This is a genomic window from Streptomyces chilikensis (genome assembly GCF_001642695.1).
In the GTDB taxonomy this organism is placed as follows: domain Bacteria; phylum Actinomycetota; class Actinomycetes; order Streptomycetales; family Streptomycetaceae; genus Streptomyces; species Streptomyces chilikensis.
This window is the reverse complement of sequence record NZ_LWCC02000139.1, coordinates 1-6,575: the sequence shown is the minus strand read 5'-3', so window position 1 is coordinate 6,575 and position 6,575 is coordinate 1. Positions and strand designations below refer to the sequence as shown.

The 6,575-nt window shown below is 74.6% G+C and carries 6 protein-coding genes; 2 read left to right on the top strand and 4 right to left on the bottom strand.

What is annotated here, in order from left to right:
- Positions 1-152 precede the first annotated feature (152 nt).
- The 3 genes from fahA to A2U95_RS27300 all read right to left on the bottom strand — a co-directional run bounded on the left by fahA (position 153) and on the right by A2U95_RS27300 (position 3,487).
- Positions 153-1,358 carry a fumarylacetoacetase gene (gene fahA, locus A2U95_RS27310; protein ID WP_166027882.1) on the bottom strand — a complete coding sequence of 402 codons (1,206 nt, stop codon included), beginning with the start codon at positions 1,356-1,358 and terminating at the stop codon, positions 153-155.
- A 72-nt stretch (positions 1,359-1,430) separates the two neighbouring features.
- Complete coding sequence (locus A2U95_RS27305; RefSeq protein WP_166027880.1) at positions 1,431-2,291, bottom strand: hypothetical protein; 861 nt, start codon at positions 2,289-2,291, stop codon at positions 1,431-1,433.
- Positions 2,288-3,487 carry a homogentisate 1,2-dioxygenase gene (locus A2U95_RS27300; protein WP_166027878.1) on the bottom strand — a complete coding sequence of 400 codons (1,200 nt, stop codon included), beginning with the start codon at positions 3,485-3,487 and terminating at the stop codon, positions 2,288-2,290. The genes A2U95_RS27305 and A2U95_RS27300 overlap by 4 nt, the downstream gene beginning before the upstream one ends.
- Before the next feature lie 273 nt (positions 3,488-3,760).
- Between A2U95_RS27300 and A2U95_RS27295 the strand changes: the two genes are divergently transcribed.
- The gene (locus tag A2U95_RS27295; protein WP_240958226.1) at positions 3,761-4,453 is read left to right on the top strand and encodes an IclR family transcriptional regulator; all 693 of its coding nucleotides are present in this window, start codon (positions 3,761-3,763) and stop codon (positions 4,451-4,453) included.
- Between the two features lie 87 nt (positions 4,454-4,540).
- Here A2U95_RS27295 and A2U95_RS27290 read toward each other — a convergent pair whose 3' ends face one another.
- The gene (locus A2U95_RS27290; protein ID WP_338104495.1) at positions 4,541-5,038 is read right to left on the bottom strand and encodes a MarR family winged helix-turn-helix transcriptional regulator; all 498 of its coding nucleotides are present in this window, start codon (positions 5,036-5,038) and stop codon (positions 4,541-4,543) included.
- 154 nt (positions 5,039-5,192) lie between these two features.
- On the opposite strand from A2U95_RS27290, the gene A2U95_RS27285 reads away from it, so the two are divergent.
- On the top strand, positions 5,193-6,575 hold a 1,383-nt coding region (locus A2U95_RS27285; protein ID WP_166027874.1), incomplete at its 3' end, for a DHA2 family efflux MFS transporter permease subunit.

The following is a 6,575-nucleotide window of genomic DNA, read 5'->3' as shown; positions in this document are numbered from 1 at the left end:
CGTGCGGGGCGACCGGCCCGGGGCCGCCGGCGCACGGTCCGCGCGGCGGGCCGGTCAGGTGTCGCGGCACGCCGCGGCGCGGCGGCCGGCGGAGCCGCGGCGGCCGAGTCCGGCACCGACACCGGCCGCCGTCGTCACCGTCCCGCCCGCGCTCACGCGTCCACGGCGGGCAGGACGCGGCCGGTGACCGCGCCGAACCCGATGGTCACGCCGTCGGCGCCGGGGGCGGTGGCGGTGATGGTGACCTCGTCGCCGTCCTCGAGGAAGGTGCGCTTCGTCCCGTCGGGCAGGGCGAAGGGTTCGGCGCCGCCCCAGCTCAGCTCCATGAAGGAGCCGCGCTGGTCCGCCGCCGGGCCGGAGACGGTGCCCGAGGCGTAGAAGTCGCCGGTGCGCAGGGAGGCGCCGTTGACCGTCATGTGGGCCAGCATCTGGGCGGGGGTCCAGTACATGGTGGCGAAGGGCGGGGTGGCGACCAGGTGGCCGTTGAGGCGGACCTCGAGGGTGAGGTCGAGGCCCCAGTCCTCCTTCTCCGCCAGGTAGGGGCGCGGCTCGTGCTCGCGGGCGGGCGGTGCGACGCGGGCGGCCTCCAGGGCGTCGAGCGGGACGACCCAGGGGCTGACGGAGGTGGCGAAGGACTTGCCGAGGAACGGGCCGAGCGGCACGTATTCCCAGTTCTGGATGTCGCGCGCCGACCAGTCGTTGACCAGGGTGACGCCGAAGACGTGTTCGCGGAAGTCGTCGGCGGAGACCGGGCGGCCCAGCTCGGAGGGGGTGCCGACGACGAAGCCGACCTCGGCCTCGATGTCCAGGCGGGTGGACGGGCCGAAGCCGGGCAGGCCGCCGGCCTCGGCGGGCCGCTGCTGGCCGCGGGGGCGGACCACCGGGGTGCCCGAGGGCACCAGGGTGCCGGCCCGTCCGTGGTAGCCGATGGGCAGGTGCTTCCACTGCGGGGTCAGCGGGTCGCCGTCGGGGCGGAACATGCGGCCGATGTTGGAGGCGTGGTGCTCGGAGGCGTAGAAGTCCACGTAGTCGCCCGGCTCGAAGGGCATGCCGAGGGTGACGTCCGCCTGGGCGTACAGGTGCGGCTCGACCGCGGCGCGGTGGGCCTCGTCGGCGAGCAGGCGGGTGGTCTCCGCACGCACCCGCTGCCAGCGGGTGCGGCCCTGCGCCATGAAGGCGTTCAGCGAGCCCCGGGCGAACACGTCGTCGCCGAGGGCGGCCGCGAGGTCGAGGACCTGCTCGCCGATGGCGACGCCGACCCGGGGGGCGCCGCCGGACTTCGGGGTGAAGACGCCGTAGGGGAGGTTCTGGATCGGGAAGGGGGAGCCGTCGGGTACGGGGACCCAGGTGGTGGTCATCGGTGGTCCTTCACAGCGCGGTCGGTCCGGCGGGGAGGCCGGGTGCGGGGCGGGGGCGGGAGCAGGAGCGGGTCAGGAGGGCGGGCCGAGCAGGAGCCGGGCCTCGCGGACCGGGGCGGCGGTGGAGCAGGAGCCGTAGGAGACCAGGGCGCGGCGCGCGGCCGCGGCCTGCGCGCCGGTCAGCTCCTTCGCCCGGCGGGCGAGTTCCGCGGCGTCCTCGGTCTCCAGGACGCGGCGGACCGCGTCCCGGTCGCCGCCGTTCGCGGCGGTGGCCGTGGCGAGCAGCAGGTTGAGGTACCCGTGGTGGGTGAAGCCCGTCCCGGGATCGGTGTGGCGGACCGCCTGGTGGAGTCCGGCCGTCGCCTTGAACGGCACGCCCGCCGCGACGCACGCGGTCACGAACGACGCCACCCGCTCCGCGCTCGGGAACAGGTCGGCGCGCACGCCGCCGCAGCGGAGCTTGGCGCCGAGCGGGCGGTGGCCGGCGTGCCGGGCGAGCGCGGTGAGCAGCGGCTCGGGGCGCGCCTGGACCACGGGCTCCGCGTACAGCGGGACACCGGCGGGCACGTCCTCCAGCGCGGCGGACACCGCCTCCAGGGCGGGCCGTTCGTCCTCGCCGAAGGCGGCGAGCGGCACCTCCAGGAGGGCGAGCCGCAGCCGCGGGTCGGCGGCGGCCTCCGCGCACGCCGCGGCCAGGCCGTCGGCGCCGCGGTCGGCGATCAGTCCGAGCTCGAACACCTCGTCGTCGCGCAGCAGTCGCCGCAGTTCGCCCACGCGGGAGGCGGGGACCAGGAAGCGGTGCGTGTGCATCGCCTCGGCGGCCCCGGCGTCCGCCCGGTGGCGTTCCACCGCCTGGTCCATGGGCAGCGCGGTCGGCGGGAACAGGCCGGCGTCGTCGACGAGCCGGTCCAGCAGTTCACCGGGGACGGTCATGCGCGGCGGCCTCCCGCCCAGCTCCAGGCGTAGACGCCGTCGTCGCAGGCCCGGCCGCCCTCGCCCAGTTCCAGCGGACGGAACGTGTCGACCATGACGGCGAGTTCGTCAAAGAACTCGGCCCCGATGGACCGCTCGTACGCTCCCGGCTGCGGGCCGTGGGCGTGGCCGCCCGGGTGCAGCGAGACCGAACCCTGGCCGATGCCGGAGCCCTTGCGGGCCTCGTAGTCGCCGCCGCAGTAGAACATCACCTCGTCGGAGTCGACGTTGGAGTGGTAGTACGGCACCGGGATGGCCAGCGGGTGGTAATCCACCTTGCGGGGGACGAAGTTGCAGATGACGAAGTTGACGCCCTCGAACACCTGGTGGACCGGCGGCGGCTGGTGGACCCGGCCGGTGATCGGCTCGAAGTCCGCGATGTTGAAGGTGTACGGGTAGAGGCAGCCGTCCCAGCCGACCACGTCGAACGGGTGGTGCGCCTGCACGAAGCGGGTGCCGACGATCTCCCCGCCCGAGCCGCGGTGCTTGACCAGGACCTCGACGTCGGTGCCGTCCTCCTGGATCAGCTCGGTGGGGCCGCGCAGGTCGCGTTCGCAGTACGGGGCGTGCTCGAGGAGCTGGCCGTACCGGGACAGGTAGCGCCGGGGCGGGGCGATGTGGCTGTTGGCCTCGACGCAGTAGGCGCGCAGCGGCTCCTCGCCCTGCGGGATCCACCGGTGGGTGGTCGCGCGGGGGATGATCACGTAGTCGCCGGCGCGGGCGGTGAGGACGCCGAAGACGGTCTCGACCCGGGCGGCGCCGGACTCGACGTACACGCACTCGTCGCCGACGCCGTTGCGGTACAGCTTCGAGGGCCTTCCGGCGACGACGTAGGAGATCCGCACGTCGCCGTTGCCGAGGACCAGGCGCCGGCCGTCGACCACGTCGGTGTCCCGCCAGGCGTCGTCCGCGAACAGCTCGTGCAGCTTCAGGTGCCGCGGCTTCATCGGATGGTTGGGCACCGTCCGCGTGTCCGGCAGCTCCCACACCTCGGACCCGGTCATCGCGGACGGGATGTGGCGGTGGTACAGCAGCGAGGAGTCGGAGGAGAAGCCCTCCTCCCCCATCAGCTCCTCGAAGGCGAGCGCGTCGCCCTCGGGGCGGAACTGGGTGTGCCGCTTCGGGGGGACGGCGCCGAGGCTGCGGTAGTGGGCCATGGCCCGGCCTCCTTTCGGATCGGTGCTTCCTGTTCAGCGTGCGTCGCTCCGGGCGTGCCCGGCGAACGGCTCACCGGCGTCCGTGCCGGGGTCCTCCGCCCCGCCGGCCCGGAGGACGGTCACGGCGACACCCGCGCCCTCTTGTTGCACATAACGAAACACGTTGTTGTGGATGTTGAAACACGATGCGAGCGGTAGGGTCGTCCGGTCAAGGGGGCGACGGAAGATCGCCCCGTTCTCGCTGGTCGTCGTGCCCGGTGGAAGAGGTGGGAAGTGGCCGCGGAGGGGTCGCAGACGCTGGAGCGGGGCCTCATGGCGCTGCGCATGATCGCCGAGGAGCGGGACGGCCTGACGGCGAGCGAGGTCGGGGCGCGGCTCGGGGTGCACCGTTCGGTCGCCTACCGGCTGCTGGGCGCGCTGGTGCGGCAGGGTTTCGCGGCCAAGGACGACGCCAACCGCTACCGGGTGGGGCTGGCCTTCTTCACCCTGGCCGAGCTCACCCGGCCGCCGCTGCTGGACGCGGCCCGGCCCGTGCTGCGGGACCTGGCGGCCGAACTCGGCGTCACGGCCTGCCTGGTGGTGCCGGAGGGGAACGACGCGGTGGCCGTCGCCGTGGTCGAGCCACCCGGTTCGGGCGCCCGGCTCTCCTACCGCGTGGGCAACCGCGACCCGCTGGACCTCGGCGCCGGCGGCCTCGCCCTGCTGGCCGCGCTGCCGCCCCGGCCCGGCGAGCCCGGGCGGGTGGCCGAGGTGCGGGCCCGGGGATACGCCCTCACCTGCGAGGAGCTCATCCCGGGCGTCTTCGGCGTGGCCTCACCGGTCGTCCGCCAGGCGCACGAGCAGCCCGCCGCCGTCACGACGCTCACGCACCGCGAGGACCTCGCGCGGCAGGCGGTCCCGGCCGTCCTGGCCGCGGCCGAACGCCTGACCCGGGCCCTGGCCGCACCGGGGCCGCGGGACCACTGACCGTCCGGCGCGACACCGGCCGTGCGCGGGACCGTCCGGCCCGCGCACGGCCGGAGGCGGACGGCGGCGGGAGGCGGCCCGGGGGCGTCAGCCGCCGGAGGTCCTCGACGGGCCCGCGGCGAGGGACTCCCGGGAGCCGTTCAGCTCCGCGGCGGCGACGGTGTCCCGGATGCGGGTGAGGAGCCCGCGGAGGACGGCGCGGTCCTCGTCGTCGAGGGCGCCGGTGGCGGTGCGGAGGGCCTCGCGGTCCATGTCCTCCGCCTCCTGGTGGCAGGTGCGGCCGGCGTCGGTGAGGGCGAGCAGGTGGGCGCGCCGGTCCGTCGGGTGCGGCAGGCGGACCACCAGGCCGTCCCGCTCGAGGGCGTCCACCACGCTGGTCGCCGTGCGGGCGGCGACACCGAGCATGTCGCTGAGGTCGCGCATCCGCATCGGCTCCGCGGCGTGCGCGAGGAAGCGCAGGGCGCGGAGCTGGGCGACCGTGGTGCCCTTCTCGGCCAGCCTGCCGTCGACGAAGAGCCGCAGGCGGTGGGTGGTCGCGAACAACTCGTCGACCAAGGGGTCACTACTGCCTGGTACCTGCCTCACCGTGGCGCTCCTGTGCTCGTGGCGGCTCTGGGACTGCATGCCTCCGTTCCTACCGCACGCGGCGGCGGCAGCCGGGCCGGTGGCCCGGACCGGTCCGGGCCGCGATGTGCGGAACCGATGTGCTGAGCCTACACATACTGAGTATGCTCAGCACATGCCCGTTCGCTCACTGCGCCTCGACCAGCGCATAGTCGTCCCCGTCGTCTGTGTGGTCACCGCGTTCATGTCCATCGTGGACGGAGTCGGCACCACCGTCGCCCTGCCCTCCATCGGACGCGACTTCGGTCTCGCCACCGCCGGCCTCGACGCCGTCGTGGTGGTGTACCCGGTCTGCGTCGGCCTGGCCGTGCCCGTGTCGGCCTGGCTCGGCGACCGCTTCGGCGGACGCCGCACCGTCCTCGTCTCGTTCGCCGTCTTCACCGCCGCGTCCGGACTCTGCGGCGTGGCCGGTTCGCTCGGCGAACTCGTCCTCTGGCGGGCCCTCCAGGGCCTGGCCGCCGGCATCCTGCTGCCCGTCAGCGGCGCTCTCCTCTACCGGACCTTCAGCCTGTCGGAGCAGGTCAAGGTCTCCCGGTACATGATCATCCCGCAACAGGTGGCGCCCGCGCTGGCGCCGATGGGGGCGGGCTGGCTGGTCGACCACATGAACTGGCGCTGGGTCTTCTACGCCAACGTGCCGATCGGCGTCGCCGTGCTCCTCTTCGGCCTGCTCTTCCTCGAGCAGCACCGCGACCACGTCCCCGGCCGGCTGGACGTCCCCGGCCTGGTGCTCACCGCGTTCGGCACCGCGGGCCTGATGTTCGGCGTCAGCGAGGGCGCCGAGATGGGCTGGGGCAGCGCGCCGGTGCTGGCCGGCCTGGTCGGCGGCGCGGTGCTGCTGGCCGCCGCCGTGGCGGTCGAGCTCCGGGTGCCCGAACCGGCCCTGCGGTTCCGGCTGTTCGGCGACCGGCTCTTCCGCGACACCAACATCACGGCCTTCCTCGGCTTCCTCGCCTTCATGGGGGCGATGTTCCTCGGCCCGCTCTTCCTCCAGCAGGGCCTGGGGCTGAGCGCCTGGGAGTCCGGTTCCAGCACCTTCGCCGAGGCGCTCGGCGTGCTGCTCACCATGCAGGTGGTCACCCCCCTCTACGCCCGGATCGGCCCGCGCCGTCTCGCCGGCTTCGGCCTGATCGGCGTCGCCCTGGTGCTGGTCGCCTTCTCCCGGCTGGACGCGGACTCCTCGCTGTGGACGTTCCGGGGGCTGATGTTCCTGCTCGGCGCGGCGATGGGCGGGGTGTTCATGCCCACGACGGTCGCGTCCTTCACCGGCATCGGGCAGGCCGACGTCTCCCACGCCTCCACGCTCAACACGGTGGTCCGGCAGGCCTCCGGGGCCGCCGCCCCCGCCGTGGCCATCGCGGTCCTGGCCTCGGCCGCCCCGGTCGGCACGGGCGTCGACGCCCACCCGCCGGTCTCCGCCTTCCAGGACGCCTACCTGGTGCTCGCGGTGGTCTCCGCCCTCGCCGCGGTGTTCGCCTTCACGATGCCGGACCGGGCC